This is a genomic window from Chryseobacterium sp., assembly GCF_029240215.1.
Taxonomy (GTDB): Bacteria; Bacteroidota; Bacteroidia; order Flavobacteriales; family Weeksellaceae; genus Chryseobacterium.
Genome location: NZ_JARBTK010000011.1, coordinates 1 through 25,597, shown reverse-complemented (window position 1 = coordinate 25,597; position 25,597 = coordinate 1). Strand labels below are relative to the sequence as shown.

Sequence of the window (25,597 nt, the reverse complement as noted above, 5' to 3'; positions counted from 1 at the left end):
GAATTATTCTAAGTAACAGTGAAGAAAATTAAAAATAACTGATAAATATCAGTTTGATATTAAATTTTAAACAACAATCATAATATTACGTTAATAATACATCAATTTTTGAATTTTAGACACATAAGAAGTTTGAAAATTTGTATATTGCTCACATATTTTGTGAAGCTGCTGATTTAAAAGATAAGTTATGCCATTCGCTTCATTTCGTAATACCGTTGTATCGATGGCATACAGCACATATTTTTATTTTGTATGAATGAATCTTCTTACAAGACATCCGGGGAAACATACCCTGAATTTCTTGATCATTTTAAAACTTCACTCCATCATCTTTTTCAGAGAGAAAACATCGACCAGTTAAGTCTGCAAAGAGGTTTGCCACCAAGTGTTTGGAAAGAAATCATGAATCTGAAACCCTTATCTGTCGCTGTGCCTTCAGAATTTGGAGGTCGTGGACTGAAAGTAAAAGAATGTTTGGGGATTTTATCAGCTGCATCATACGAATCTCTTCCGTTGTCATTAACTTTTGGGATCAACATCGCTCTTTTTCTTGAGCCTTTAGCTAAATATGGTAACGAATCTATTAAAGAAAATATTTTTAAACATTTTCTAAATTACGGCGCAATGGGTGGTTTAATGATCACTGAGCCGGATTTTGGAAGCGATGCTTTAAATATGAAGACTCAAAATGTTTTGAACGGTGATTCTTACGAGGTAAAAGGCACAAAACACTGGCAAGGATTAACAGGATTGGCTAATTATTGGTTAATCACTTCAAGAAATGCCAATGCTGAAGGAAATTTGTCGAGGGATGTAGATTTTTTCATTGCAGATACTCATCAACCGCAACAGAATATTGAGGTTTTAGAATATTATGATAATCCTGGATTATACATGATTCCTTATGGTCTTAATAAAATTGATATTAAAGTTCCTCAGGAAAATAAGTTAGTCCCAGAATCTACAGGTCTGAAAATGATGCTTGATATTCTTCACAGAAGCAGATTTCAGTTTCCGGGAATGGGAATGGGCTTTTTGAAAAGAATGCTTGATGAAGCTCTGGATCATACAAGAAACAGAATTGTAGGAAATTCAAATTTGTATGCACTCGATCAGGTGCAGTATCAACTGACAAGATTAGAATCTTTCTTTACATTGTGTTCGGCAATGTGCGCAAAAAGTTCTAAGATCAGCGGAATTGATCATAATCTTTCCTCAGAAGGAGTTCATGCCAATTCTATGAAAGCTTTGGTAACAGATATGATGCAGGAAGCTGCACAGATTTTGGTTCAGCTTTCAGGCGGAAAAGGCTACAGAATGAGTCATATAGGAGGCAGAGGAATCATGGACAGCCGTCCGTTCCAGATTTTTGAAGGTTCAAACGAAATGCTTTACACCCAAATCTCAGAAGGTATTCTGAAAGATATGAAGAAAAAGAAACTAGAAAATGTAGGTGAATATCTTCAACAAAATGTTTTAAGTGAAAACGCTGCAAAATTATATACCCAAAATTTAGATTTCACAATCAATACAGCAATTTCTCAGAGAAAAATGATTGATTTAGGAAAAGTTGTTGCCAGAATTATTACGGTAAATGATCTTTTAGAATTAAGCAATGCAGGATTTAATCAGAAATTGGTTGACAATTCGGTAGAGATGACAAGACAGGAGATTGTTTCTCTTCTTGCTTCGATGAATCACCATCAGGATTTAAAACCATTGGATGATTATTCAGAAAACAGCAATTGGATGTCTTTGGTTTAATCTAAAGCATATTAAATAAAATACTTCTCCGCAGAATTATCTGTGGAGATTTTTGTTTTAAAAATTAAATTTCATCAGTTATTTTGGTCAGATCTGTTTTTGAGTTCTTTATCAATGTCATTGATTTCCGGTAAAGGTGAATGAAAATTTTCATCAATATACTGCAAGAGTTCCTCAAAATCTTTAGATTTTAATTTCCGGATAAAAAGATGATTGTTTGACCGTAAATAATTTTCAAAAATAAAAGGTGAAGTATTCATTTCTAAAGCATTAAGATTAATAATAGCCCGTTTGTCATCATTCACGATGATCTGATGAAATGAAGTATTCATCAATACAGTCTGAAAAAAAGAATCTGCAGGTAAATACGTATGCAGATAAAAATCTTCAAAAGCCATTACCGTTTCGCTGTTGCTCAGAAAAGAGCACGTATCTCTTGTGAGGATCATCCATTTTCCGCCGATGTAAGGAACAACATCTTTCATGAAGTCTCTTTTATAAATAAATGATGAGATCTTAAATGCCAATTCGGTAAAATGATTTTGAATTCTTTTCAGCGTATCGGGTCTGTAAAATTTCTGATCATAATAGAAAAGATAATTTTTCCCGTTTTGAGCCGTCAGAAATTTTCTGATGATCACCTGAGATTTAAGAGGGTAATCTTCCCCGCTTAGATTGATAAAATATTCCCACTTTGTGCTTACATTCAGCAGAAATTCCATGGCATTAAGTTCGATCTGAACCATATTAAAACCTCCTGAAGTAATATTCATGCTTTCAAGAATATAAACATTCGGGTAATGAATTGTAAATCCCTGAATCATTTCTGTTACTTCCTCATTTGCTTTTCGGTCAATATGAATAAGATAAAACTGATCTCGGGTATAAATTTTCTTAAACATTCTTATAAATTGTTCAGGCTCATGGTGTATCATGATAAAATACGCAATTCGCACCGAAGCTGAAGAATTGACAGCTGAAGTTTGAGTCTGTGGAAGAGGTTGCGAAAATGTTGTCTGCATGGTTTTATTATTATCAATCATTCACCGAAGCAAACAACTTGATTAAAGGTAGTTATACTTCAAATAAGAAATGAGAATTATTTGTAAATATTTGATTTTGATATAACCAAGATTAAATTGATTGTGAAAACTGAATATTGTTTTTATCAGCCGGGAAAATTAAATTTAAATTGTGTACCTTACATTTTAATACAAGGTCATCGTTTTAATTATGTAATACAAATTTTTTCAGATTACCATAAATAAGGAACGTATGAGAATATACATCAAATATATGGTCAGTCTGCGATGTAAGATGATGGTGCAGGAAGAAATTGACAAGCTCGGTTTAGAACATGCTGTTGTTCAGTTGGGAACTGTAGATTTCCCCGGAATCATTGAAAATGAAAAACTTGAAATTTTCAGATCAAGATTAGCACATTTAGGTTTGGAATTATTGGATGATAAAAAAAGTATTTTAATTGAAAAAATTAAAAATACCATTACAGAAATGATTCACAATGCTGATGAGCAGCCAAAAGAGAATTATTCTTTATATCTGAGCGAAAAACTGGGATATGATTATACTTATTTATCCAATGTTTTCTCAGAAGTTAATGGCTATACGATACAGCACTTTATTATTTTGAATAAAATTGAAAAAGTAAAAGAACTTTTGCTCTACAATGAATTAAATCTCACCGAAATTGCCTATAAACTCAATTACAGCAGCGTAGGACACCTTTCATATCAGTTTAAAAAAATCACAGGATTGGCTCCGTCTTTTTACAGGCAGCTGAAATTAAAACGCAAAAAGAACCTTGAAGATTTGTAAAATGTGTGATTTATGTAAATTGAATATTTTTTTATATAAACATCTTGTGGTTTTTTAGCTCACCTTTGTCAGGTAAAATAATATCTGGATGCTGTTCAGTAAATAAAAAAAAACAGTTTTTCTCAAAAAGTATTTTAAAACATAAGAGTTATACGTTTTGCATTAAGTCTCGATGCTATAAGAATTGAAAAGTTCTTCTGAGAAAAATTCCCCTTTTCTTTATTGAGTTCAAAAATAATAATTCCAAAAGACAAATAACGCAGCATAATCAGCTTAAAGATAAGTTGTCACAGCTTTGAATGATTATGATATGAATTTAAAGAAATAATAAACAGAGAATATTAGAATTCTCATAAAAAACGATCTCACCGATCACAACTATTAAATAAAGTTTCCCGATCAATTTTGAAAAAGGAAAGCCGTTACTCGGCAAAATAATACCATGAGTTTTAAGAATCTAAACTTAATCAATCCCATCATTCGCGCTGCTACAGAAGCAGGATGTCCGATGCCTACAGAATTGCAGATCAAAATGATTCCGCAAATTCTGAGTGGTAAAGATGTTCTTTGTCAGATTCCTCGCGGAACAGAAAGGATGACTTCTTTCACAATGCCTGTTCTTCAGATGTTGAAAAAGAACAATCCGGATCACAATGATACAAGAGTTCTGGTTTTGACTCCCACCAAAGAAACTGTTTTGCAGATAGAAGATAATTTTGAAATTTACACCAAATATCTTCCATTATCACAGCTTTCAGTATATGAAGGTATTTCAAACGGAACGCAGCTTTCTTCACTCAGAAGAAGATTAGACGTACTCATTGCAACACCGGAAAAACTTCTGGAATTAGATGATCAGAGACATATCAGTCTTTCAAAAATAGAATTTTTGATCATAGATGATATTGAAATTTTACTGGAAAAGAATCCCGATGAGCTCAAAAAACTCATAAGTAAACTTCCTGTAAAAAGACAAAACATACTTTATTCATCGACGTTATCCAAGGAAGTCAGTGGTTTTGCAGACAAGATTTGTAACGGCAGAATGGAGACCATGAAAACCACGGAATATTCTGCAGTCTCATGACTCAGGAAGTAAAACAGAAAAAGTCTGATCCTGAATCAGACATAAAACAATAAAACAATTTTTAATACCAATACAATGCAACAAGGCACAGTAAAATTTTTTAACGAAACAAAAGGTTTCGGATTTATTTCTCCAACAGAAGGAGGACAAGACATTTTTGTACATTCTTCAGGATTAAACACTAAAATGATTCGTGAGAATGATAAAGTAGTTTTTGACGTAGAAAAAAGCGAAAAAGGATTAAATGCAGTTAACGTAAGACTTGCATAATCGATATATATCGTTACATGAAGCTGCCTCGCAAGAGGCGGCTTTTTTTTGTTCTAAACTTTCCCTTCTCCTAACCTAACTAGCTTCTCCTAATTGTAGAATTACTACATGTTATTGGAAGAATACAAATGGCTTTATTTTTACCGGATTGAGTTTCTTGTTATGAATGGAACCAATTCGTCATTCGATGGGATTTTATTCTTTATGCCAATTAAATTTGTTATCGTATTTCTTATAGGATTGATCAATAAAAAGGCAATAGCTTATTCTATTCTTATATTTTTATTGATATTTTGGTTGTTTATCAATAGATAAAAATTTATTAACAGACATGCGTGCTGGTCTACATTTTCGGATACTGAAATTTTAAAAGCAGTCCTATTAATCATCACTTACTTGTACAATATGTATCCTTCCTGTATATTTTATAATTAAAAAGCTGAAATTAGTTACAGTGAAAATAGTAAAAGAGAAGTGACAGTATTTAATTGAATTATTGAAATATTAGTTAATGAACTTGTTGTAACAGGTATAGTTTTTGATTATTTTTAATCAAATAGAATTCTAAAATCTCAAAAGTTATAGATTAGCAACTGATTCACAAATTCAGAAATATCTCATTTCACCAAATTATATTTTATGAAAACTAAACTCGAAACAACAGTTGAGGGTCAGATTATAATCTCCCCATCATTTGTGCAGTCAATCAGACGATCAAATTCTGTAGAAGGTGCCAAAACTTTAGGTGCACCTATCATTCTTGACTCCGAACATATCTGTTTTTTGGCTTTTAATAACGATGGTTATGTTACCTTTTTTCTGAATAACGGATTTGAAATTTCGCTCAAAATAAATTATGACGATGCAAAAAATGCCTATAATTATGCTAAAATGAAAGTTATGTATGTGATAGAGTAGTGTAAATGTTATTTAAATCGATTCCAGATTAATTTTATTAAGTGAAATTTTTCACTGTTTTTGAAAAACTTTATTAATTTTTTAATTGAATCGAAAGCTTCTTACTTTGAGATAGTTATAAATTTTAAATTGTACTATTTTACCATTTATTTTTATCAGTTTTTCTTAGTTTCTCTTTAAAATATTTCTTTAAAATCTTTATTTGATGTTTTTTTTGGTACAGTAATTGTGTACAGTTGCACGTACGAATCTCATGCTATAGGCACTTTTGAACAAATCGGTTCTTCGAGAGATATGTATCAGGTAAATCACATTGATTTACTTTTCAGTCAAATAATAATTTTTTAAAATTTAAAATATGAGATTAAGTTTAGCAATTTTCTCTTTAGCATTATCTTTGCCTGCAACGGCTTTTGCTCAAGACAGTTTACAAGTAGTATCAAGTGGAGAGTATCCAAATACTTTCAGCTCGGGATCTGCCAACGTAAGCAAGTTTACACAATCTTCAAAGAGATTTAATGATTGGTCGGTATCCTTTGGTGGTGGTGTTCCTTTGATGCAGTCTGCAGATTTGACATCCATTAAAAACGGAAATGGTAAAAACCTTATTGGTTACTCTGCTTATGTAAGTGTTGACAAAGCAATTACCCATGCTTTCGGGATTAACCTTCAATATGATCGTGGAGAAACAAGACAAGGATGGTTTAATACTAAAGATGCAGCACCTGCAAATGCAGCAGCAAACAGACAGGAGGGTGCAAGAACACAGTACGACGCAATTTCAATTTTAGGAGATATTAATTTTTCTAATTTAATGAGACGTGTTGATAACAAATCTCCTTACAGATGGGCTTTACATGGTTATGCAGGTATAGGAACACTTGCCTATAGAGCTTACTTAAAAGATGATGCCGGACAAAGATTAATGACTGAGGTTAAGCCTTTCAAATTTCAATCATTCTTCGGACAGGCAGGAGCTGGTCTGAAATATAAAATCAACAACAGACTTGATCTTGAAGGTAGAGTAATGTATGTGGTAACCACAGATGATCAGTTTGATGGCGGTGGACAACAGTACAGTGCGATCAACAGAAGAGAAGATCAGGTTTCTGATAATTTCTTCAATGCAACTCTTGGTCTTTCTGTTAAATTAGGGAAACACGATTCTCACTTAATGTGGCATGATCCTTTGCAGGAAATTTATTATAAACTTGATGTCCTTGCAGAAAAGAATATGGATGTTGAAGTTTGTAAAAAAGGTGATGCAGATAACGACGGTGTTTGCGACGATTGGGACAGACAGCTTGATACTCCTGCAGGTGCAAGAGTTGATGGTGCTGGTGTAGCTTTGGATGTTGATATGGACGGAGTTATCGACCTTTACGACAAATGTGTAACGGTTCCGGGACCTGTAGAAAACAACGGCTGCCCTACAACTCCAACTAATTCTGGAACGGTTACAGAAGCAGAAACAAAATTAGACGGAATTGAATTTGATTTAAATTCAGACAGAATTTTACCTTCAAATACACCTGTTCTGAACAATGCTGTAAATTATATCAACTCTTCAAACGGTTCTTATACAGTAATTGGAGCTACAGATACCAGAGGTTCTGAAGAGTACAATCAGAAATTGTCTGACAGAAGAGCAAACAGCGTAAAAGATTATCTGATCAAAAACGGTGTAGAATCTACAAAATTGGATGCAATGGGTAAAGGTAAAAAAGACCTTAAATATCCTGAATGTGATCCTGCAACAAAATGCCCGGAATGGAAAAACAGAGCCAACAGAAGGGTTTACTTTGAAGCTAAATAATTATTTCAAAATAGATTACAATCAAAAAGTCATGCGTAAGTATGACTTTTTGCTTTAATAAAAAGATGTTATTTTTTTAATTCGATCCAGGTCGGAGCATGATCACTGCTTTTTTCCCACCCTCTCACATCTTTGTCTACTCCTGCATTCACTAATGAACCGGCAAGGTATGGACTTAATAAAATGTGATCCAATCGCATTCCGGCATTTCTTTCATAAGATTTATACAGATAATCCCAAAAAGTATAAATCGTTTCATCAGGATAAATTGTTCGAAGTGAATCTATCCAGCCTTTCTTTTGTAATTCTTGGTATGCTTTTCTCACTTCTGGTCTGAAAAGGGCATCATCCTCCCATTTTTCAGGTTTGTACACATCATTTTCTGTGGGAATAATATTAAAATCAGGAAGTTCCATTTTAATGAGTTGATTGGTTCGCCTTTTGAAACGTTTGATCCATGAAAGTTTATAATCAAATTTTGGTCCCGGGTAAGGATTTCCGTTGGGAAGATAAAGACAGCAAATAACCATTTGATTTATGATTGCCTCTATATATCGGCTTTGTAGATCTTCAGAATCACCTGGAAGTATGCCCTGAACTTCTGTGATGTCATAACCTTTTGCAAGAATTGCAACGCCATTCCAACTTTTTTGCCCTTTCCATATTGCATTGTAACCGGCTTTTTTAATTTCTTCAATTGGGAATTTTTCCTGCGGACATTTTAATTCCTGAAGGCATACAATATCAGGTTTCGCTTCTTTAAGCCATCGCAGCAAAACAGGTAACCGACCGTTGACACCGTTTACATTGTAAGTCGCTATTTTCATAGATTAAAGTTTAAATTAAATATTGGTACGTTATGAAGCCGACAAAGATTATTCCATCAATAACTAAATTTTTAATTCAAAATAATTCTCTTCTAAAAATTTTTCACCAATAAATTATTTTATTTAAAAGTTGAAAGTTGTGTTATATTTTTCGTTGCTTAAATTTTGTTGCAGGATAAAAATACTTTATCTCAGTTTTCTCTTTACTGAAGCCATTTGTGGCACAACTTCTGATATATAAAGGTACAATCCAAAATCAAGAAAATATGAAGTCGATTTCTATTAAAGTAGCTTTTTGTACAAGTTGTGAAGGATATTGTTCAGCAACTCCGGTTGACAGAAATGATTATGACCATCCTGAAATTATTGATCAGTTTTTTTATCACGGTGAACCGTGGTTTACCTTTGATCAAAAAATATTCGAAGCAAAAACACAATATCAGGGAATTGATGTCAGAATTTTAGATTTGGAAATTCACAGAATAAAAGACCGCAAGTATTGTCATTGCAGCAAAACAAAAAAAACGGCGAAATCAACTCAGATTTCAACTCCGCCAAAAGCAGAACATATGTATTTTGCGTCAGATTACATTGAGGTGGAGTCTGATCTTTATTTCAAGGATCTTTATCACACCTATCAAAATTTTCACGGAATAGGTTCTGCAAGAAAACATTCAGGAAGTTCTGCGAGATAATTTTAAATTCAGATAAAAAGTTCAGACAGATTATTTGCTGATACCTATCAATTTCAATGATGCCGTGCTAAGATAGATAACATCAAAGCTGGTAAGAGATTCAACATCTGCGGTAGTTTGATCGTTTAAATGATCTTTTTTAAAAGACAATTCTATAGAATCATCATAAGATGCAACAATTCTTACAACCGAATATCCGTTGTATGCGACCTTGAAACCTTCAAACAAAAGCTTTTTTTCAGCCTTTTCGTACAATTTGAATTTTTCAGTTTGTACGGAAGTGAATGTATCTTTTCTGGTCTTATTTTTTGCTTCTTTCCAGATTGGGTAATCTTCAGGTTCTTTCATAAGCTCACCATTGGTATCTGTTGGTACAAACATTCTTAATGACAATGGTTGCTTGAGGAAACTAGCATAGTTTTTCATCAGTTGCAAGCTCTGCAGATCGGCATATCCTTCGTGTGAATAGTAGTCGATTACAAAACTGGTCATCGGTATCAGTCTGTGGAAATCAAAATTCTGCATATTGATATCGTTCAATCTTTTTTAAAAATAATTTTCGCAAATATACAGTTTACAATGATGAAATATTTTAAAATTTCACAAAATATAATATATTGTTGTTTGAATGTAATTGTTGAGAAACTCAAATTCAATCATAAAAATTTAAGGAACACAAATTTAATAAATTCAGATGTTAATTTGAAGGAATGGTAAACCAGAAACTGCTTCCTTTGCCAACTGAGCTTTCAACACCAATTTCACCTCCGTGACGTTTAATAATCTCTGATGAAATATATAATCCAAGCCCCAAACCTGAATATTTTTTACCATTGTGATTGGCTCTGAAATATCTGTCAAAAAGAAATGGCTGAATTTTAGGATCAATTCCGTCACCGAAATCTTTAACACTCACTTTCACGCAGTTGTCTAATTTTTCTACAATCAAATGAATTTCTTCCGATAAATGAGCATATTTTACCGCATTGTTTACAAAGTTGACCACTACCTGATCAATGCGCTGTAAATCTGCAAAGATGGTCGCATCAAGATCACCTTTAAGCATGAGATGGTGTTTTCCTGTAATTCTTACATCGTCACAACAAGCATTCAGCATTTCCGAAACTGTAAAAACTTCTTTGGTAAGCTCAAGATTACCTCCGCTTAATCGGTTTAAATTTAGCAGCTCATCAACAAGAGTGCTCAGTTTGTCAAGGCTTTTTGCCGATTGATCGATCAGTTTTGGGATCATCTCGTGAGTCGGCTTATCTTTTAACCTCGTGAGAAGCTGTATACTCGCTTTGAGACTAGTGATAGGAGTTTTCAGCTCATGACTTGCTATACTTAAAAAATCATCCTTTTGAGTTTCATAGTTTTTTCTTTTGGTAATATCCACAGTTACACCAATCATATGGGTTGCATTTCCGTTTTCGTCAAAATTGGGAAGTCCGGCTGCGTTGATCCAATGAAGAGATTCATCAGGCCATTTGACGAGATATTCTGCGTGTAGTGGTGTTCCGTTTTCAATAGAAAGGTTTATTTTTTCTTTTAAAACATCTCTGTATTCAGGAACAATAATTTCCATGAGATCATCAAAATCAAATTTAGAATCATTCGCTAAACCATAATTTGCTTTGCACTGATCAGAAGAACTGATGTCGCCCGTTGATAAATTTAAATTATAAGAACCCAACTGACCTGCATGCAGCGCAATCTCCATTTGCTGATTCAGACTTTCCAGCTCCTGTTTTTTTAAGATTCTGTCTGTAACCTCATTGGCGATAACGATGATTGAGATTGTTTCTCCCTCGTCATTTTTCAAAGGTTCATAAATGAAATCAAAATAAGAATCTTTTAAATTTCCTTCAAATTCGAGTTTTACATGAGCAGTATCACCAACAAAAGTGGTCCCGGTTTTAAAAACATTTTTTAAAATGGGAATATAGGGTTGCCCTTTCAGCTCAGGTAAGGCTTCTTCTATTGGTGTGCCAATAATCTTTTTGTCTTTGCCCCAAACTTTAAGTATCATATCATTTGCAACTTCTATTATAAGATTTTCGCCTGATAAGATTCCAAATGCGATTGGCGCTTTGCTGATAAAAGATTTTAAACGTAATTCGCTGTTTTGTAGGTTTTTGTTAAGAATTACTGTTAAGTCGTAGGATTTGCTTACATTTTCATTAGCGGTATGAAGTTCTTCATTGGTCGCTTCCATTTCTTCGTTGATGGTAGCGAGCTCTTCAATGGCAGATTTCAGATCAAGCTCTGTATTTGTTAACTGAAGATTTGATTTCTTTAATTCGTCAATCGTGTCCAGCGATGATCTTCTCAGTTCTATCTGTTCCATCGCAGTTGATGCAAGACCTTCAAGAATTTCTCTGTCTGACTGACTAAATTCTCTCGTTTTTTTATCAATAATACAAAGTGTTCCAATTAAAAAGCCATCATGGGTAATCAGAGGAGCACCTGCGTAAAACCTTAACCCAAAATCACCCATTACATTAGGATTAGATATAAGGCAGGGTTCTTTCAAAGCATCTTCAAAAACGGTAGCTTTATGATTAAGTATTGCCAAAGCACAAATACTTTTCCCTCGGTTTGCTTCTTTTGCTGTTCCCATACCAATATTGGCTTTGAAAAATACAGATTCGGCATCTAAAAGTGAAAGAAGAGAAATAGGAACATTGAATATTTGGGTAGCAAGTCTTGCTATTCCATCGAAACTTTCTTCTGAGGGGGTATCGGTAATTCTGTATCGCTTTAATGCTTCTATGCGCTCTGCGTCATTTTCGGGTACGATGTTTATGCCAAAGGTATTTTCAATCATAATTGACCGTCTTTAAACAGTTTTTGTAAAAGTAGACGATTGATGATGATAAAGCAAATTCCTTGCTAAACAAGTAATATTTAACTTTAAGTCAGTTTTAAAATTAAATTGTTTTAAATAAAATTTAAGATAACTGGATTTAATAAGAATAATAATCTTATTTGATGAATAATAATAAAAAATTGTGATTTTGTATATACTATGGGCATAATATTTGGATAGTAACGTTATCTGCATCAAAAAATAGTTGAATAAATTATAAATTTCTACTATTATTGCAGGATTGTGTTAATTAAACCGCTTAGAATTGGAAACATCAAATGAGGCCTCAAACGGGTCATACAGCAACTTAGAAAATCATATCGACATTTATCTTAAGGCGCTCAATTCCGCAAATTCAGGGATTATCATTACTGACAATACTCAGCCTGATAATCCTATTATCTATTGTAACAAAGCGTTTGAGACGATTACAGGATATCATCATAACGAAATCATAGGTCATAACTGCCGTTTTTTACAATCTCAGGATCGGTCACAGCCAGAAAGAAGTATTCTCAAAGACTGCATAAAAAATGGAAAAGAGTGTAAAGTAGAAATTAGAAATTACAGGAAAAACGGTAAACTTTTCTGGAACGAGCTATATGTTTCTCCCGTACAAAATGATGCCGGAGAAATAACACATTTTATAGGTGTTCAAAATGATATTACCGAACGCAAAAAATCGGAATACGAGCTTAGAGAAGAGAAAGCGTCTGTTGAGAAAAAGATACAGATGCGGACTCAGGAGCTTATAGATAATCAGGCATTTCTTTCAAGTATTATTCATACCGTAAGAGAAAGTCTTTTGGTACTGGATGCCAATTTTGTTGTAATCAGTGCAAATACCCATTTTTTAAATACTTTCAAAGTTTCTGCAGAAGATACAGTCGGTACATTGTTATTTGAATTAGGAAATCACCAATGGGATATTGAAGCTTTAAAGGAACTTTTGATCAAAATTCTTCCTACCAATAATCCTGTGATTGACTTTGAAGTAGAGCATGATTTCCCACACATCGGAAAAAAAGTCATGTTGCTGAATGCTTACAGAGTAGAATTTGAAGGTCAGTATAAAGACAGAATTTTAATTGCCATAGAAGATATTACTGATAAAACTGAGATTGACCGTCGCAAAGACGATTTTCTTTCGATCGCAAGTCATGAGCTTAAAACTCCTTTAACGACCATTAAAGGTCTGGTGCAGTTGCTTCAGAGGATGCCACCTGATGGAGCTTCAGAAAAATATTTGGCAACTTTAAGCAAAGTAGGAAATTATGTAGACAGACTTAATAACCTCATCACAGAACTTCTCGACACCTCAAAAATACAGTCGGGTAATATAGAATTGCACAATGAGCCTTTTAACATCGATAAAACCATAAAAGATACTGTTGAAAGTCTTTCAATTGCAACTCCTGATTACAAAGTTGTATTGGCAGGAAAAGCCAATGCTGTTATTTTGGGCGATGAATTGCAGGTTTCGCAGGTCATCAATAATTTAATATCAAATGCTATTAAATATTCTCCGGGTGCAGAAAAAGTAGATGTGCATGTGAGTAGAGTTGGTAGTTTTGTAAAAGTGTCTGTTACGGATTACGGAATGGGCATAAGTCCGCAGGATAAAACCAAGATCTTTGAACGATTCTTCAGAGCGAGAGATATACAGAAAAAATTCCCTGGTCTGGGGATTGGTCTTTATATTTCTCACGAAATAATTGCCAACCATAAAGGTTCGCTTTGGGTGGAGAGCGAAATAGGTAAAGGATCAACCTTTAGCTTCACCTTACCAATAATGAAAGTTGATAACAATGGAAAATAAAAAAATAATGGTCTGTGATGATGATCAGGGAATTCTTGATGTATTACAGATGCTGCTGGAATCTGAAGGCTTCGATGTAATTACCGAAATCAACAGTACAAACCTCATCAAGGAAATGAAAATCAATTTGCCGGATCTTTTACTTCTTGATCTTTGGATGCCGGTTTTGTCCGGCGACCAGGTTTTAAAAGCACTAAGAACCACCGATGAGTTTGAAAAACTTCCTGTGATCGTACTTTCAGCTAGTGTAGACGGAAGCAGTATTGCAAACGGGGCAGGAGCAACAGATTTTGTTCCGAAACCTTTTGATATGGATGATCTGATTATTAAAATCAGAGGATTGCTTTCAAATTCTGATATTGACAGGGTTTTTGAAACTACGAGCTAGCCATTATAATTTTAAATATTTTCACATGAGTTTAATTTTACCAAATCTTATTAATTCCCAATAAGTCATTATATGTTATCTAAATAATAGATGATCTCTTTGGGTTATTACTTTTATTCTCTTCAGAAGAGTGTTTTTAAGATCACAAAAATCTTTCACTTTTATCTGAAAACATAACACTTATAATACTTCTCTTAATTTTTTTTTTAAGAGATTATTCTTTGTGACTTTCGTTGCCGCCATATGTTCAAAAAAACTGAATCGTAGAATTACTACATCAAATCGTAGAACTACTACAAAATGTAAAATAATCAGATTTATTTTTACTTGATATCAAATCACTGTTTATCTTTGAAGTATACAAATCAATCACTTACAAAAATATTAACAGATTAAAATTTACACATCATGGCAGCAAATTCAAGAGGAATCTTAAAATTCAATGGCAGCGAAGGACAAAAATTATTAAAGCTGAATTACAGCGTATCAAGATCTACAGACGTTTCGGGACGAGTAGCTTCAGATCCTTCGAATGCACTTATTAAACTTACTATTGAGGCTACAGAAAAATCTGAAATCCTTGAATCTTTACTAAATGGTAAGTACAAACCTACAACCGGCGAGATTACTTTTAACAAATCTCACGAAGAAGGCACACTGATCACTTTAAACTGGGAAAACGGTTACGTTATTCAGCACGAAGTAGACTTCGACGCAGTTGACGAAAATTCTATGCTGATCAGCTTTGTTGTGAGCGCAGAAACAATCAACTACGGAAACTCAGCGTATAAAGGTCTTTGGCCGGGAGTATAAAAACAGCAGATTAGCTTTGGTAAATCGAGTTTTTACAGAATAGCATACTTCTAAAAAAGTAAGCTATTCTGTCTTTGAGTATGATTACGTTTTATATATTTTTATTTGTATAAAACTTTTCAAGGATTATCAGAACAGGCATTCTGTTATGTAAATCACGATCTCTTTTGAGAGTAAAAGACAGATGTATAATCAAAAATACTAAGCTATGTTTCAGGATAATAAATCATCAAAACCGGAGACTCCTAAAAGTGTAAAATCTTCTGAAACTTTTCACAATTTGGAAGAATCTGCAGTGAATAATGTAAAAGCCAAAGCAAATACTAAACTGCAGAAAGTTGACGGAAATATAAAGAAAACAGCAGATAAAGTTTCTCAGATACAATCATTTGCAGGACCTGCTCAAGGCGTTTCAGGTATGTTTATGAATCAGGATCTGCATTCCAATGATGCAATAACTTCGCAAGAAAAAGTTTGGTCAAAACAGCCGACTTCCAAAATTCATAATGCCAAAGCCATACCTTCAAGTCAGGTTTTGGGAATCAACAGAGTTGTAAAACTTGAGATCGTCATTGAAGGAAAAGTGATAAAGCATTTTAAACATTTTGAATTGAATCAAAGTGCAATCAAGCATCATCAGTTTAGTCTTACATTAGCATATGATAGTTTAGGAAATGCAGAAAATCACAATTTAGAAGAAGCACAAAACTTTTTAGGCAAAAGACTGACTGTTATTTTCAAATATAAAGATGTGATCGATGGACCCGAAAGAAATTTTGTGGGTGTGATTACAGAAGTTGGTTTCAGTCAGGAAAAAGGCAGTTTAGGAAATATTGTTCTTACAGGTTTTAGTCCGACTGTACTTTTAGATGCAGCTCCGCACATTCAGAGCTTTGGTGGGGCACAGGAAATCAGCTTAAATAGTATTGCCGATCGGGTGATCAAAGAAGGCTTGGGCGGAAGTAAATTTGATTTCAGAGTCGATGCAAAGCACGGCAATGTTTCTTACAGCTCGCAATATGAAGAGACACATTATAATTATCTGGCAAGAATGGCTGAAGCTTACGGTGAGCAGTTTTTTTATGACGGCGAGGTCCTCCATTTCGGGAAACTTCCACCTTCAGAGCAACCTGTAAAATTAACATATGGAAGCAGCGTAAATGATGTTAAAATCAAAATGAAAGCTCAGCATGTCAACCCGACATTCTATGGTTATAACAGCAGTAAAAATGAAAAACTGACCACAGGAAACTCTAAAATTATCCATACATCAGACATTGCGAAAAGAGCTTACGAAATTTCAGAAAAAACTTTTACAACACCTTCGTTAAGGGTTGCTCCAATAAAAGCATCTTCATTTATGGATGTTGATGCATCCCAAAAAGGAACAGCAGGGAGCAAAGCATCAGAAGTTTTCATCACTTCAGGAACAACGACGGTTCCTTTTCTGTATCCGGGTTGTGCTGCAGATATCGAAATGCGGCAGACCGATACCAACCAGACTTCCTATTTCACAAAACTAATGATTACCGAAGTAAGCCATGTTGTAGATGCAAGAGGTTATTATACAGGGAATTTTGAGGCAATTGCCGCTGATTGCGGTTATATTCCCCGTCCTGAATTTGAAAATCCCAAAGCAGATGCACAATTTGCAAAAGTAATATCCAATACAGATCCTTTAAATCAAGGTCGAGTGCAGGTACAATTTGACTGGCAAAGCGGTCAGGACACTTCTGAATTCATCAGAGTAATGACTCCCGATGCAGGAGGAAGCGATAAGGTGAGCAAAAACCGTGGTTTTATGGCAATTCCTGAAGTAGGAGATCAAGTGGTTGTCAATTTTGCACACCAACACCCGGACAGACCTTTTGTTATGGGCGGAATGTTCCACGGACAAGTCGGTAGTGGCGGCGGAACAGGAAATAATATTAAAAGTTTAAGCAGCCGAAGTGGAAATAAACTTGAACTGGACGATGGTGCTGGTTCTGTGTTTCTAACAGATCAAGGCGGTGCAAACATGAAATTTGACGGAGCCGGAAATGCTACGACGAATACCAATAACGATAAAACTGTCACAGTAGGAAATAATAATTCAGTTAATGTGGCGAATGATAATACCATAAAAGCAGGGAACACAAACATGATCAATGTCGGTGAAGCTTCTATTCTTCAGATGGACAAATCGGGGAAAGTTTCTCTTACTGCAACGACAGAATTTAAAATTGTTGTAGGAGCAAGTACCATTGTCATTGATAAGGATGGTAAAATTACAATCAACGGTAAAGAGATAAAAGTTGATGCTACACAAACCATTAATCTTTCAGCTACTAATGAAACTACCGTCGGTGGGAAAAATGTAAAAGTTACCGGCACCTCTGAAGTGCAGATCAACGGAAGTAAGGTCAACATAAATAAGTAAATTCTGATGGAAATAGGAAAAGAATATATTTATAATACCGATATCATCGGCAAAACAAAAGTCCACAGTTTAGATAGTAATTATAAAATAAATATTAAAACAGCAGTCACTTATAAAGGGAAAGATCCCGATGAAGATTTTCACATTTTTGAAATCACTGAGACCGAATACAATTTAGAAATGTACGAAGATCCTCTCATTGTACAAATTACTGAGATGACCAATAAAGTTTGTAGTATCTACAGGACACTTGAAGTTGGAGTCAATAAAAAGGGAGAGATTGCTAAAATATATAATAAAGATGATATTCGGAATAAGTGGAAAGAAGTAAAAGGCTGGTTAACCAACTCACATCCCATCGAAGCTTATGAAATTATCAGAGCTAAAGAATATGAACTTACCAATGAAGAGATGGAAATCAAGAGCATCAGATACATTCACTTTCTCTATCAGTTTTTCTACATTTTTGGTAAAGAACCTTTGGCAGAAGGAAGCAAAAGTTATCAGAAAAGAGAAGATATGGATAGATTTGGTTCTGGTGTTGTTATTCCTGTTAATATTTCAGTGACGGAAAAACTGACCGAGCAGCAATTAAGCGAATGGAATGTTGAAGGAATGATGATCAGAGATGATAAAATGATCCGAAGGTTACGGGAGTTTGCAAAAGACAACTATATGCACCCCGATTACAAAGTAAAAGGAAAGTACTTATATGATGACAGAATCTTGCTGAAGTCTGACTTTACAATCACAGAGCAGCTTGGTGAGTTTTTCTATTATCATTGTTATATGGATACTCATTTAGAATTCTAACAGTATGGCTGATGAACAATATCTTACAGAAAAGCACTATGTCGTTTGTGATAAAGGCGTAGCTCCCAAAAAGATGAAAGTTACAAGCCAGGATTTTGTAACCTTCAGCGGAGATAAAGCTGCAACCGAACTTGATACTTTAAAAGGCAATAACTTTATTTGCCTCGGAAAAACAGCATTCATTGCAGGAGCCGTAGCAGGAATTGCTGTAGGAATATGTGCCATGATTCCTGGTCCGGGATGGCTTGTTGCTGCTATTATTGCTGCAGCTATTTTGGCTGCGGTTGCAATAGGAGCCTTAAAATGTAAGGCAGCAGCGGCTACTAGAAAATGGACCAATACTGCACAGAAATTTTCAATAGAAAACAAAAAAGCTCTTACATTATCATCCATTATGGTTTGCCCTGCAGAAGGAGGAACCATTACGCCAAAAGAAACTGCATGGGAAGCTTGGGGAAGTGCTGCATTAACGAATCTTGGTCACGTCGCCAATTTTGCTTTTGGTTTTCTTGCAGGACGTGGCGCAGTAGGAATGGTAGGCGGTGCAGCCGGAGCAACTACAGCCGCCGGAGCAACCGGAATACGACAAACAGCCGCTACTTTCGGACGTGAATTTGGTAAGCAGTTTGTAAATACAGCAAGAAAAGAATTAATCGAACAGTTTACTTTTAAAGGATTTAAAAATGCTTCCTTATTCTGTAAAACCATGCGTGGACTGGGAATTGGTGGAGCTTATTATGAACAGTATAACATTTGGAGCAGCGATAAAAGCGCCCTTGAGAAGTTACAGGAAAGTGGTGTAAGTCTTATACTGGGTATTTTTGCTGCTAAAGGTGCAACATTAGTATGTTTTCCTGCCGGAACGAAGGTTCATACCCAAAACGGATTGGCAAATATTGAAGATTTATTCGAAGGAGATTTTGTACTTACTTATAATGAGGAAACAAAGCAACAGGAATACAAACCTATTCTTCAGAAGCACGAAAGATTTACCCAGCAAATGCTTTCATTAGAGTTACCAACCGGAGAATTTGTTCGTGTCACTCCAGAACACAGATTTTACTGTAATGATGAATGGATTGAAGCTGGAAGCCTAAGAGCTGGAGATTTATTACATCTAAAAGGTGGAGATTACACTACGATTATCAGCATCGAAACCTTGCCTCATTACGAAAAAGTTTATAATTTTGATATTGAGGGTAATGAGAATTATTATGTGACCGAAGATGGGGTCTTGGTTCATAATGGATGTAAACCAAGAAGTCCTTCATCTACAAACAAAAAAATTGATCATTCCAAAACAATCAATCATCCTGATGGTAGTACAACTTATACAGATATTAACGGAGATTCTGTCACTTATAATTCTGCAGGTTATCCAGATTTTTCTCCACATGCAATTGATGAAGTTAGTCCAGTAACAGGTATGAATGGAAAGTATTCACATGATGAAGCTTTAGCTAATGCAGCTGCAGGTTACACGGAAACTCCAGCAGGATATGTTTGGCATCATGTCGAAGATGGATTAACAATGCAATTAGTTCCTAAATCAATCAACGGTAATTTTCCACATACCGGAGGAGCCTCTGGTTTAAGAGATGGAACTTTGCCTTAAAATAAATAATATGACTAAATTAATAACATTAGTAGAATTAGACAAAGATGTCTTGGCTGAAAAAATTAAGGATTTTGAATTGAGATATTATTTGGAACTTCCTATAAGCTTCAAACAACTCATACTGGATTATAATGTCTGTAAGCCCGTTAAAACATTTTATAAAAAGAATAACCTTGAATTTAATTTAAATTATTTTCTTGGAATTTCAGAAGATAAATACCAAAGTTTATCAGAGAATTATGAGACCTACGTAAATAGAATGCCTGATGAAATTTTTCCTATAGGAAGTGTAGATGGCGGAGATTTATTGTGCATGAACAAGAAGTCTGACGAGGTTTATTATTGGTTTCATGAAACTGATGATTGGGGACTTGAGGGAGTTGATAAATGGCCGAGCAAGGTTGCTGAAAGTATAGAAGAATTTACAAACCAATTAATTTTACCTGAACTTCCTTCTCAACAAGAGATCGAAATAGCAAAGAAGAATAGTAGAGTGAAGATTACCCCAATTTCAGTAAAAATTAAAAATGAGCAGAGAGAGAAACAAGGTTTACCCCCTCTTTCTTTTGAAGAGTGGGAAGAATTATTAAATGGATAGTACAATTGGAATAAATTGCAGTATGATTTAAACTATTTAGTAATAGCGTGATTTGCATAAAAACACAAAAGTTTTTGGTTCAATGAATATGAATTCCTATAAATAAAAATATTCTATAATTTCTAAGATTTGAAAAATAATAAGTGAAGTTTAACAATATTTAGAAACAAATCAGCTTAAGTTTATTAAGAACTTATCATAAATATTTCATTTTCAGAACGCTTCGAAAATTGTAAAAAAAAGAAACTATTAAATAATGTTAAAAGCCTATAAATGCTAAATTTTGGCACAATTTTTCAATACAATATAGTACTCATGTTTAATTGAGTTTTCATGGTTATTAGTTTTTATCCCCGGAGGAGTTCGGGGGTTTTTTATGCCCTAAAATCAATATATTGAAAATATTGATTTTTCTGATTTTTATGTTTTCAATCAAATTTGGAAATGAAATTTTTGATATTCAGAATGTTAGGCAATGGCTTTATATTGATTTTCTTTTCACTTTTCCAGAGTATTTCTTCTGAACCTAAGGACTTCACTACTTCGGTTTTTATTCCTGTCATAAGATTAAAATCTGTTTCGGTAGTTGTATTTTTTCCATCCCAAATAACTTTTGAAAGATGAATTAATTCAAAAATTCCTTTATTAAAGAGAAATTTATGCTCAATATGCTCATCTCTTATTTCAGAATTTAAAATTAAATAACCATCTTCTATAAATATATCGGGAATTTGATTTCCACCATATTTTCCATTTGGATATTGAGGATCGAGAAGATCGGTCGTAGAAATGATTAATTTAAATTTATTATCAGGTTGCTTAAAATAGATTTGAAGTCTCAATGGTTGTGTGGCATCAATGGTATCCATTGAAATAATCACCTTGTCTGTCAAACCATCTTTGTTGAGATCTCCTTCTTCCTCACGTATCTGCAATGTGAAATGATCTGCAATTTCTTTCTGCTGTGAAAATGCATTGATCTGAAGTAAGATTAAAAATATAAGAAGGAACTTTTTCATTTTTAAATGTGATTGGTTTGGCAAGCGTAATTTTTTACAAATCTAATCATTCATTGAGTGTTGATACACGAATCAAATTTAAAATTTTAGAGCAAAAAAATATTCTCAACTTTTGCTGAGAATATTTGTAGTTCCTTTGAACAGATTTTTTAATAGTTAATTTTTTTAATTTCAATTTTTATGCCAGATTTATTACTATTTTATATTCAGAAATGATTTAATAAATTCTATTTATCCTCGGCAAGCCTACTGATCATTCCGTTAAAAATATATCCGTGAAAGGGAAGTACCGCATACCAGTATAACCTTCCAAAAATACCGACAGGTCTGAATGTAGCTTCCTGGATAAGTTTTCCATCTGTAATTTTAAATTCAAGCCACGCTTCCCCCGGAACTTTCATTTCGGCAAAAAGAAGGAGTCTTTTTTCTTCTCTGCTTGCATAGAGTACTCTCCAAAAATCTATGCTGTCTCCGGCATTGATTGACTTTGAATTTTTCCGCCCTCTTTTCAGCCCTACACCTCCAAAAAGTTTATCGATACTTCCTCTCAGACTCCACAGATAATTTGCATGATACCATCCGTTTTTTCCTCCGATACCAAAGATTTTATCAAGCGTTAATTCTTCATTTTTTATTTTTCTTACTTTTTTATCTTTAAAAACTCCCATTGTTGGTACTTCCAGAAAATTCCAGACGTTTTTAGAATATTTATAGTTTCCGAAAGAGTCATACCATGTAGATAAGACATCATTCTGTTCTATTTTATCGAAACTTAATTGTAAACTTTCACGGTAAGAAAGCAGTTTGATGCCTAATTTTTCTGCAAGATCATTCTTTTCTGCAACGACGTTTACTTTCATACTGTCAACAAGATTCTTAGCCAAAACATAGGATGTAGAAGTAATAAAATAAAGCCAGTAAGAAGATATTTTTGGGCTGAGAACGGGAACAGAGATGATTGTTCTCTTTAATTTTCTTTCTTCAGCAAAGATGAGCAACATTTCTTTATAAGAAAGAATATCAGGACCTGCAATGTCAAAGTGTCTGTTGTAGGTAAAAGATTTCCCTATTACTCCTGTGAGAAACTCAACTACATTTCTGATGGCGATAGGTTGGCAAAGCGTTTTCAGCCATTTGGGAGCAACCATTATAGGAAGTTTTTCTACAAGATCACGGATGATTTCAAACGAAGCCGATCCTGAGCCAATGATAATTCCGGCACGCAAAACCGTTAATGCATAGGAGTCTGACTGAAGTTCTTTTTCTACATCTTTTCTTGACTGCAAATGTTTTGAAAGCTGGTCTTCATTCACAATCCCGGTTAAGTAAATTACTTGTCTGCAATTTGTTTTTTCAACAGCCTTAGCAAAGTTTTTAGCCGAAATTTTTTCTGCCTTACTGAAATCTGCATTAGCAGACATCGAATGGATGAGGTAAAAAGCAATATCAATTTCCTGATTAATAGGAGAGAGTGTAGAATCATCATTATAATCATGTTCAATCACATTAAGCTGGTTCTCATAATTCTGATAAAGAGAAAGGTCAAAACGTTTTTTATCACGTACAGAGCAAATCACTTCATGACCGTTGCTCAAAAGCTGGATGAGAAGTCTTTTTCCGATATAACCTGTAGCTCCGGTGAGGAATATTTTCATTAGTCATTAAATTTTGTGATGTGGTGGTGATTTACATTGGTTTCATTTAACTTCCAATAAAGAGGAAAAATGTACATATACAATGTATTTGCTGACACAGTGAGTTACAAATCTGATACCAAGAGTTTTCATTTTAATTATTTAAGAATTGATATAATTCATTTAATATATGATGAAAACCATTTTGCTTTTTTTAGTTGGAGCTATGCAAGGCTTCATCGGTGTTTCTTGATTTCTTGTTGTGAGAAACCAAATTTTCAAACTAAATAAAGAGTAAAGCCAGTTAGAGTTCTTTTATTTTCTTTAAAATATTCACTTTTAAACTGAATTTTGAATAAATAAAAAAAGACTAAAATCGTATTGATTTAATATGAAAAGTACAGTGAAAAATTTAGGTTTAAACTTATCAGGAGAATTAGGAATATGTAATCAATATTGTGATGTCTGAGTTGGTGTGGAATTTTACTAATTCCAGACTCCATTCATTTCAGTTAAAATGATCGGTTTTGCGTCTGTAATAAGAATAGTATGCTCATGTTGAGCCATAAATCCTCCTTTATCACCAACCATTGTCCAGCCGTCATTCAGTTCTACAGCATATGATGAAGATGTAGTAATAAAAGTTTCAATAGCAACCACAGCATTCTTTTTAAATCGTCTTTGGTCAAATCGGTTTCTGTAGTTTAAAAGTTCTTCAGGCTGTTCGTGTAGACTTTTCCCAATGCCATGACCGCCAAGATTTTTTATCACTTTATAACCTTTCTTTTTAGCTTCGCTTTCCATAAGATACCCTATATCTGCGATTTTTACTCCGCCTTTTATATGATTGATTGCTTTTTTTAATATTTCTTTTGATGCGTCAACCAATTTCTGATGTTGATGGATGTCTTTTCCTATTACAAATGAATTTCCGTTATCAGACCAGAATCCATCCAATTCAGCAGAGACATCTATATTAATAAGATCACCTTCTTTCAAAACTGTATTTTCAGAAGGAATACCGTGGCAAAATTCATTATTTACGCTTATACAGGCACAACCCGGAAACTGATAAGTCAGAAGTGGTGCAGATTTTGCACCAAAACTTTTTAAAATAGCCGCCCCAAAATTATCAAGTTCTTTAGTGGTCATGCCGGGCTTGACATGATTTTTCATTTCTTTCAGAGTGTAAGCAACAACATCACTTACTTTTTTCATTCCGATTAACTCAGATTCATTTGTTATAGACATGCTTTTGTATTTGTCAATGATTTTTTAATATTGAAAGTTGTATAATGCTGCTTAGATTCTTCAAAAGTAATCAGTTAAGTTCATAATTGGCGATCACTAGCCTCAATATAAAATGAACATACTCCTGATCGGCATCCTTTCGGTTGAGCAATTTGTTCCGATAATCATAGGAATTCAATACTTTGCTCAATTTCTGATATTCTTCAAAATCCTCCCCTTTAATTCTTATTCTTAAATGACCATCTTTTCTTTTAATAATATCATCATCAAGAGTTCTTACTTTAAACAGAACTTCACATAGTTTCGGATTAGCTTCCATCCTTCCCATGTATCTTTCGACTATATTAATCTTGAACCAGTCAAATACGATGGTATTAAAAACAATTTTAGAGCCAGGCTTTTGCGTATTGAGCTCAAGTTTGTAATTCATTATTCTAATTTTACACAAATTTAAGGAGAATCTGAAAACATTCAAAACTAATAGACGCATATATAATGTCTCTAAAATTCCCTGAGGTATTTTTGTTTTAATTATCTATAATCTGCTATCAATTCTTTCAGCATTTTTCATATTTTCCTCTTCTCATTCTGCACTTTCTCTTTGTTTGCAAGAAAGATCTTAAATCAGCCATTCAGTTTATGGGATTTGTTTTATATGATTTTTCAAAACCAAGACTATTTCAATATACTTTCTCCTGTTCAATAACTATAAAAAAGTATTTATAAGACATGCTTATCTTTTTTTAATTCTTTAGCTTATAAAATTGTGAATTCTTTTCTTTTTCCAACCGATTTCAAGCTCCTCTCTATTGCTTCTTAAGATCAATATTTTATAAAAAATCAGGTACAATAATTTCCCACTCGATTGGGTCGTAATATTTTCATCCAAATATCCTGTAATATTCAAGCTCCGTAGGAGCGGCACGTTTGGTAGAATATGCATCTTAAAGGACAATCTAAAATATTCATAAAGAAAGATCTGCGCTCCGTAGGAGCGGAATGTTTGTAGCAAAACATCTACATGATAATTACAGAGCTCCTTAGGAGCGGCACGTTTGTATATATTAAAGATTTAAAAAAACTAAAGATTAAAAATTATGAGCCATGAATAAAAACTTCTTAAAGAAAATTGACAAACCG

At 33.9% G+C, this 25,597-nt stretch carries 22 protein-coding genes; 14 read left to right on the top strand and 8 right to left on the bottom strand.

Annotated features, from left to right (window positions below; genetic code table 11):
- Positions 1 to 255 precede the first annotated feature (255 nt).
- On the top strand, positions 256 to 1,767 hold the full coding sequence (locus K0R77_RS16330) for an acyl-CoA dehydrogenase family protein (RefSeq protein WP_300354796.1): 1,512 nt from the start codon (positions 256 to 258) through the stop codon (positions 1,765 to 1,767).
- 74 nt (positions 1,768 to 1,841) lie between these two features.
- Here K0R77_RS16330 and K0R77_RS16325 read toward each other — a convergent pair whose 3' ends face one another.
- Positions 1,842 to 2,789 carry a beta-1,6-N-acetylglucosaminyltransferase gene (locus K0R77_RS16325; protein ID WP_300354793.1) on the bottom strand — a complete coding sequence of 316 codons (948 nt, stop codon included), beginning with the start codon at positions 2,787 to 2,789 and terminating at the stop codon, positions 1,842 to 1,844.
- A gap of 253 nt (positions 2,790 to 3,042) precedes the next feature.
- Between K0R77_RS16325 and K0R77_RS16320 the strand changes: the two genes are divergently transcribed.
- From K0R77_RS16320 to K0R77_RS16300, 5 genes are all read left to right on the top strand, one after another.
- Positions 3,043 to 3,603, top strand: coding sequence for an AraC family transcriptional regulator (locus K0R77_RS16320; RefSeq protein ID WP_300354790.1), 561 nt, complete (start codon positions 3,043 to 3,045; stop codon positions 3,601 to 3,603).
- 442 nt (positions 3,604 to 4,045) lie between these two features.
- On the top strand, positions 4,046 to 4,690 hold the full coding sequence (locus K0R77_RS16315) for a DEAD/DEAH box helicase (RefSeq protein ID WP_300354787.1): 645 nt from the start codon (positions 4,046 to 4,048) through the stop codon (positions 4,688 to 4,690).
- Between the two features lie 75 nt (positions 4,691 to 4,765).
- Positions 4,766 to 4,960: a cold-shock protein gene (locus tag K0R77_RS16310; protein WP_050378562.1), complete on the top strand. Its 195-nt coding sequence runs from the start codon at positions 4,766 to 4,768 to the stop codon at positions 4,958 to 4,960.
- Positions 4,961 to 5,599: 639 nt separating this feature from the next.
- Positions 5,600 to 5,878, top strand: coding sequence for a hypothetical protein (locus K0R77_RS16305; RefSeq protein ID WP_300354780.1), 279 nt, complete (start codon positions 5,600 to 5,602; stop codon positions 5,876 to 5,878).
- A gap of 358 nt (positions 5,879 to 6,236) precedes the next feature.
- Entirely contained in the window at positions 6,237 to 7,694 is a 1,458-nt protein-coding gene (locus tag K0R77_RS16300) for an OmpA family protein (protein ID WP_300354777.1), read from the top strand.
- Positions 7,695 to 7,762: 68 nt separating this feature from the next.
- Here K0R77_RS16300 and xth read toward each other — a convergent pair whose 3' ends face one another.
- Positions 7,763 to 8,521, bottom strand: coding sequence for an exodeoxyribonuclease III (gene xth / locus K0R77_RS16295; protein ID WP_300354775.1), 759 nt, complete (start codon positions 8,519 to 8,521; stop codon positions 7,763 to 7,765).
- A 266-nt stretch (positions 8,522 to 8,787) separates the two neighbouring features.
- On the opposite strand from xth, the gene K0R77_RS16290 reads away from it, so the two are divergent.
- Positions 8,788 to 9,216, top strand: a complete 429-nt coding sequence (locus K0R77_RS16290) for a hypothetical protein (RefSeq protein WP_300354772.1) — start codon at positions 8,788 to 8,790, stop codon at positions 9,214 to 9,216.
- 30 nt (positions 9,217 to 9,246) lie between these two features.
- Here K0R77_RS16290 and K0R77_RS16285 read toward each other — a convergent pair whose 3' ends face one another.
- On the bottom strand, positions 9,247 to 9,756 hold the full coding sequence (locus K0R77_RS16285) for a hypothetical protein (RefSeq protein ID WP_300354769.1): 510 nt from the start codon (positions 9,754 to 9,756) through the stop codon (positions 9,247 to 9,249).
- Between the two features lie 157 nt (positions 9,757 to 9,913).
- Positions 9,914 to 12,043 (bottom strand): ATP-binding protein, encoded by a 2,130-nt coding sequence (locus K0R77_RS16280; protein ID WP_300354767.1) that lies wholly within the window; start codon positions 12,041 to 12,043, stop codon positions 9,914 to 9,916.
- A 307-nt stretch (positions 12,044 to 12,350) separates the two neighbouring features.
- Between K0R77_RS16280 and K0R77_RS16275 the strand changes: the two genes are divergently transcribed.
- The 7 genes from K0R77_RS16275 (at position 12,351) to K0R77_RS16245 (ending at position 20,553) form a co-directional block, all read left to right on the top strand.
- Complete coding sequence (locus K0R77_RS16275) at positions 12,351 to 13,904, top strand: PAS domain-containing protein (protein ID WP_300354765.1); 1,554 nt, start codon at positions 12,351 to 12,353, stop codon at positions 13,902 to 13,904.
- Positions 13,894 to 14,292, top strand: a complete 399-nt coding sequence (locus tag K0R77_RS16270) for a response regulator (RefSeq protein WP_300354762.1) — start codon at positions 13,894 to 13,896, stop codon at positions 14,290 to 14,292. Before K0R77_RS16275 ends, K0R77_RS16270 begins: the two co-directional genes overlap by 11 nt.
- Before the next feature lie 408 nt (positions 14,293 to 14,700).
- The gene (gene tssD / locus K0R77_RS16265) at positions 14,701 to 15,105 is read left to right on the top strand and encodes a type VI secretion system tube protein TssD (RefSeq protein ID WP_300354759.1); all 405 of its coding nucleotides are present in this window, start codon (positions 14,701 to 14,703) and stop codon (positions 15,103 to 15,105) included.
- Between the two features lie 208 nt (positions 15,106 to 15,313).
- Positions 15,314 to 17,524, top strand: coding sequence for a phage baseplate assembly protein V (locus K0R77_RS16260; RefSeq protein WP_300354756.1), 2,211 nt, complete (start codon positions 15,314 to 15,316; stop codon positions 17,522 to 17,524).
- Between the two features lie 6 nt (positions 17,525 to 17,530).
- On the top strand, positions 17,531 to 18,337 hold the full coding sequence (locus K0R77_RS16255) for a hypothetical protein (RefSeq protein WP_300354753.1): 807 nt from the start codon (positions 17,531 to 17,533) through the stop codon (positions 18,335 to 18,337).
- A 4-nt stretch (positions 18,338 to 18,341) separates the two neighbouring features.
- Complete coding sequence (locus tag K0R77_RS16250; protein WP_300354750.1) at positions 18,342 to 19,952, top strand: polymorphic toxin-type HINT domain-containing protein; 1,611 nt, start codon at positions 18,342 to 18,344, stop codon at positions 19,950 to 19,952.
- A gap of 10 nt (positions 19,953 to 19,962) precedes the next feature.
- Positions 19,963 to 20,553: an SMI1/KNR4 family protein gene (locus K0R77_RS16245; protein ID WP_300354747.1), complete on the top strand. Its 591-nt coding sequence runs from the start codon at positions 19,963 to 19,965 to the stop codon at positions 20,551 to 20,553.
- Positions 20,554 to 20,981: 428 nt separating this feature from the next.
- Here K0R77_RS16245 and K0R77_RS16240 read toward each other — a convergent pair whose 3' ends face one another.
- The 4 genes from K0R77_RS16240 to K0R77_RS16225 form a co-directional block, all read right to left on the bottom strand.
- Entirely contained in the window at positions 20,982 to 21,572 is a 591-nt protein-coding gene (locus K0R77_RS16240) for a hypothetical protein (protein ID WP_300354744.1), read from the bottom strand.
- A 227-nt stretch (positions 21,573 to 21,799) separates the two neighbouring features.
- On the bottom strand, positions 21,800 to 23,227 hold the full coding sequence (locus tag K0R77_RS16235) for an SDR family oxidoreductase (protein ID WP_300354741.1): 1,428 nt from the start codon (positions 23,225 to 23,227) through the stop codon (positions 21,800 to 21,802).
- Positions 23,228 to 23,692: 465 nt separating this feature from the next.
- Positions 23,693 to 24,457 (bottom strand): type I methionyl aminopeptidase, encoded by a 765-nt coding sequence (gene map / locus K0R77_RS16230; protein ID WP_300354738.1) that lies wholly within the window; start codon positions 24,455 to 24,457, stop codon positions 23,693 to 23,695.
- A 70-nt stretch (positions 24,458 to 24,527) separates the two neighbouring features.
- Entirely contained in the window at positions 24,528 to 24,887 is a 360-nt protein-coding gene (locus K0R77_RS16225; protein ID WP_300354735.1) for a prevent-host-death protein, read from the bottom strand.
- Positions 24,888 to 25,597: the final 710 nt, after the last annotated feature.

Coding starts and splice junctions, on each gene's coding strand:
- K0R77_RS16330 (WP_300354796.1), top strand. CDS start 256: ATGAATGAATCTTCTTACAAGACATCCGGGGAAACATACCCTGAATTT.
- K0R77_RS16325 (WP_300354793.1), bottom strand. CDS start 2,789: ATGCAGACAACATTTTCGCAACCTCTTCCACAGACTCAAACTTCAGCT.
- K0R77_RS16320 (WP_300354790.1), top strand. CDS start 3,043: ATGAGAATATACATCAAATATATGGTCAGTCTGCGATGTAAGATGATG.
- K0R77_RS16315 (WP_300354787.1), top strand. CDS start 4,046: ATGAGTTTTAAGAATCTAAACTTAATCAATCCCATCATTCGCGCTGCT.
- K0R77_RS16310 (WP_050378562.1), top strand. CDS start 4,766: ATGCAACAAGGCACAGTAAAATTTTTTAACGAAACAAAAGGTTTCGGA.
- K0R77_RS16305 (WP_300354780.1), top strand. CDS start 5,600: ATGAAAACTAAACTCGAAACAACAGTTGAGGGTCAGATTATAATCTCC.
- K0R77_RS16300 (WP_300354777.1), top strand. CDS start 6,237: ATGAGATTAAGTTTAGCAATTTTCTCTTTAGCATTATCTTTGCCTGCA.
- xth (WP_300354775.1), bottom strand. CDS start 8,521: ATGAAAATAGCGACTTACAATGTAAACGGTGTCAACGGTCGGTTACCT.
- K0R77_RS16290 (WP_300354772.1), top strand. CDS start 8,788: ATGAAGTCGATTTCTATTAAAGTAGCTTTTTGTACAAGTTGTGAAGGA.
- K0R77_RS16280 (WP_300354767.1), bottom strand. CDS start 12,043: ATGATTGAAAATACCTTTGGCATAAACATCGTACCCGAAAATGACGCA.
- K0R77_RS16270 (WP_300354762.1), top strand. CDS start 13,894: ATGGAAAATAAAAAAATAATGGTCTGTGATGATGATCAGGGAATTCTT.
- tssD (WP_300354759.1), top strand. CDS start 14,701: ATGGCAGCAAATTCAAGAGGAATCTTAAAATTCAATGGCAGCGAAGGA.
- K0R77_RS16260 (WP_300354756.1), top strand. CDS start 15,314: ATGTTTCAGGATAATAAATCATCAAAACCGGAGACTCCTAAAAGTGTA.
- K0R77_RS16255 (WP_300354753.1), top strand. CDS start 17,531: ATGGAAATAGGAAAAGAATATATTTATAATACCGATATCATCGGCAAA.
- K0R77_RS16250 (WP_300354750.1), top strand. CDS start 18,342: ATGGCTGATGAACAATATCTTACAGAAAAGCACTATGTCGTTTGTGAT.
- K0R77_RS16245 (WP_300354747.1), top strand. CDS start 19,963: ATGACTAAATTAATAACATTAGTAGAATTAGACAAAGATGTCTTGGCT.
- K0R77_RS16240 (WP_300354744.1), bottom strand. CDS start 21,572: ATGAAAAAGTTCCTTCTTATATTTTTAATCTTACTTCAGATCAATGCA.
- K0R77_RS16235 (WP_300354741.1), bottom strand. CDS start 23,227: ATGAAAATATTCCTCACCGGAGCTACAGGTTATATCGGAAAAAGACTT.
- map (WP_300354738.1), bottom strand. CDS start 24,457: ATGTCTATAACAAATGAATCTGAGTTAATCGGAATGAAAAAAGTAAGT.
- K0R77_RS16225 (WP_300354735.1), bottom strand. CDS start 24,887: ATGAATTACAAACTTGAGCTCAATACGCAAAAGCCTGGCTCTAAAATT.